General features: G+C 66.2%; 1 protein-coding gene and 1 pseudogene. One reads left to right on the top strand and one right to left on the bottom strand.

All coding sequences use genetic code 11. The annotated features are described in order from the left end of the window. On the top strand, positions 1-1,047 hold a 1,047-nt coding region (locus tag VHB27_RS18760), incomplete at its 5' end, for a hypothetical protein (protein WP_325603345.1). 496 nt (positions 1,048-1,543) lie between these two features. Here the strand turns inward: VHB27_RS18760 and VHB27_RS18755 are convergent. Next, positions 1,544-2,749: pseudogene (locus tag VHB27_RS18755) on the bottom strand (malate synthase G); the annotation flags it as partial. Between the last annotated feature and the right edge of the window lie 15 nt (positions 2,750-2,764).

Here is a 2,764-nt window from a genome sequence, read left to right as displayed (position 1 = left end):
TGGGATCTGAACACCTCCGGCCTGTGGTGGGAGTGGAACGGCACCTCCTGGTCCGGCAACGGCACCGCCACCAGCCCGCTGCCGGCCGCGTCGGCCAACGACACGATCGTCAAGAATGGTTCGGCCGCGGCGATCACCGATGCCAACGGCGACCAGTGGACGGTCAAGGGCGGCGTCGTCTACCAGGATGGCCAGACGGCCGGCTACTCCGCCAATGTCGCAGAGATCGCCTATGTGAACGGCAATGTCTGGCATGAGAACACGTCCAACCTGTGGTGGGAGTGGAACGGCACCTCCTGGTCCGGCAACGGCACCGCCACCAGCCCGCTGCCGACGCCGACGACCCTGGCGGTGCCGACCGGTCCATCGACGAACGATACGATCGTGCTGGCCGGCTCCAAGTCGTCGATCATCGACGCCAGCAAGAACACCTGGACGATTTCAAACGGAACGGTCCTGAAGAACGGCCAGGCGGCCGGCTATTCCGCCAACGTTTCGCGGATCGCCTATGTGAACGGCAACGTCTGGCAGCAGAACACGTCCGGCCTGTGGTGGAAATGGAACGGCACGACCTGGCCGGGCTACGGGACGTCCACCAACCCGCTGCCGTCCTCGGCGACGATCGGTTCGACGACCGCCAGCACGACCGTCAGCCAGAGCCAGATCTCGGTCCTGGCGACCCAGGGCGACCACATGGTGTTCGTCACCGGGACCGGCGACTCGCTGAACCTGTCAGGCGGTACCGAGAAGATCACGGATACCGGGTCGAAGAACACCTATGTCCTGCCGACGGCGGGGCACGGGGTGGATGCTTTCACCAGCAACATCCTGGCCGTCAACGACGTGCTGGACCTGCGCCCGGCCCTTGCGGCGACAAGCTGGAACGGTTCCAACAGCACCCTGTCGCAGTACCTGTCGGTCAGCGACACCGCCTCGGGCGCGGCGCTGTCGATCAGCGCGGCGGCCGGCGGAGCCGGAACGACGATCGCCACGATCGCCGGCACGAACGCGTCGCTGAACGGCATCCTGACCCACGCGATCGTCTGATCCGGCCGTGGGCGGAGGGTGCGAAAGCGCAGGATACCGCGCGATCGCCCCCTCCGCCGGTGGCGGGACGCGTATTCATGCCGGGACGGGTAAGAAACGACTCCGTGTTCTCCGTTTCCCTGTGGAAGCCCGTACGGCGGGCGGTTCCTTGCGGAACGGGTTATCGGTGTCGTTTTGGATATGCATCGGAGTCCCAAGCTGGAAATCCGTTGGCTGAGAGCGGGATTTTTTAACACAGACCGGCACGGATGCGCGCAGATGAACACAGATTTCGGACAGGTTGGAGCCGACGTGCCGCTGGTTTCCTTGTCTCAAACCGGAGGCCTTCCAAGGGCACTCTAAATCCGACTCGTCCCGAAATCTGTGTTCATCTGCGCGCATCTGTGTTGAAAGTTGAAACACCTTACGCGCCACCAGCACACAGCCCAAGCAGAGACCGCGACCCCCTCACCTCGAACCAAGCCCCGAGACGCCGCCCGGAAACCCGCGCGGCAGGCTACCCCGCCGCCTTCGCTTCCCGCCGCCGGCGGTGCAGGATGAATTCGGTATAGCCGTTCGGCTGCGTCCGGCCCTCGAATACCAGGTCGCAGGCCGCCTTGAACGCCACCCCGTCGTAACCGGGCGCCATCGGCTTGTACAGCGCGTCCCCCGCGTTCTGCCGGTCCACCACCAGCGCCATCCGCTTCAGCGCCGCCATCACCTCGTCCCTGGAGACCACGCCATGGTGCAGCCAGTTGGCGATGTGCTGGGAGGAGATCCGCAGCGTCGCCCGGTCCTCCATCAGCCCGATATCGTGGATGTCCGGCACCTTGGAGCAGCCGACGCCCTGGTCGATCCAGCGCACCACATAGCCCAGGATGCCCTGGCAGTTGTTGTCCAGTTCCTGCCGCAGGTCGTCGGGCGACCAGTTCTGGCCCTCGGCGACCGGGATCGTCAGCAATTCCGCCAGCGGCGCCCGCTTGCGCGACGCCAGTTCGGTCTGCCGCTGCGCGACCGAGACCTGGTGGTAATGCAGCGCATGCAGCGTGGCGGCGGTCGGCGACGGCACCCAGGCGGTGTTCGCGCCCGCCATCGGGTGGCCGATCTTCTGCGCCAGCATGTCCGCCATCCGGTCCGGCGCCGCCCACATCCCCTTGCCGATCTGCGCCTTCCCGCGCAGTCCGCATTCCAGGCCGATATCGACGTTCTGGTCCTCATAGGCCTTGATCCAGGCCGTCCCGCGCATGTCGTTCTTGCGGATCATCGGCCCGGCTTCGATCGAGGTGTGGATCTCGTCGCCGGTGCGGTCCAGGAACCCGGTGTTGATGAACACCACGCGCTGCGTCGCGGCGGCGATGCAGGCCTTGAGGTTGGCCGAGGTCCGCCGCTCCTCGTCCATGATGCCCATTTTCAGCGTGTTGGCGGGCAGGCCCAGCACCGCCTCCACGCGGGCGAACAGGTCGCTGGTGAGGGCGACTTCCTCCGGCCCGTGCATCTTGGGCTTCACGATATAGACCGACCCGGCCCGGCTGTTCTTCATCGGCCCGGACCCGCGCAGGTCGTGCATCGCGATCAGCGAGGTCACCATCGCATCCAGGAACCCTTCGGGGATCTCCTGCCCGTCCGCGTCCAGCACGGCGTCGGTGTACATGTGGTGGCCGACCTTGCGCACCAGCATCAGGCTGCGGCCGGACAGCCACAGCGTGCCGCCGGCGGGTTTGGTCTAGGACCGGTCCGG

Origin of the sequence: Rhodopila sp. (assembly GCF_035548235.1) — a bacterium.
Lineage (GTDB): Bacteria > Pseudomonadota > Alphaproteobacteria > Acetobacterales > Acetobacteraceae > Rhodopila.
Note: the sequence above shows the minus strand (reverse complement) of the source record. Positions and strands in the feature narration are given on the sequence as shown.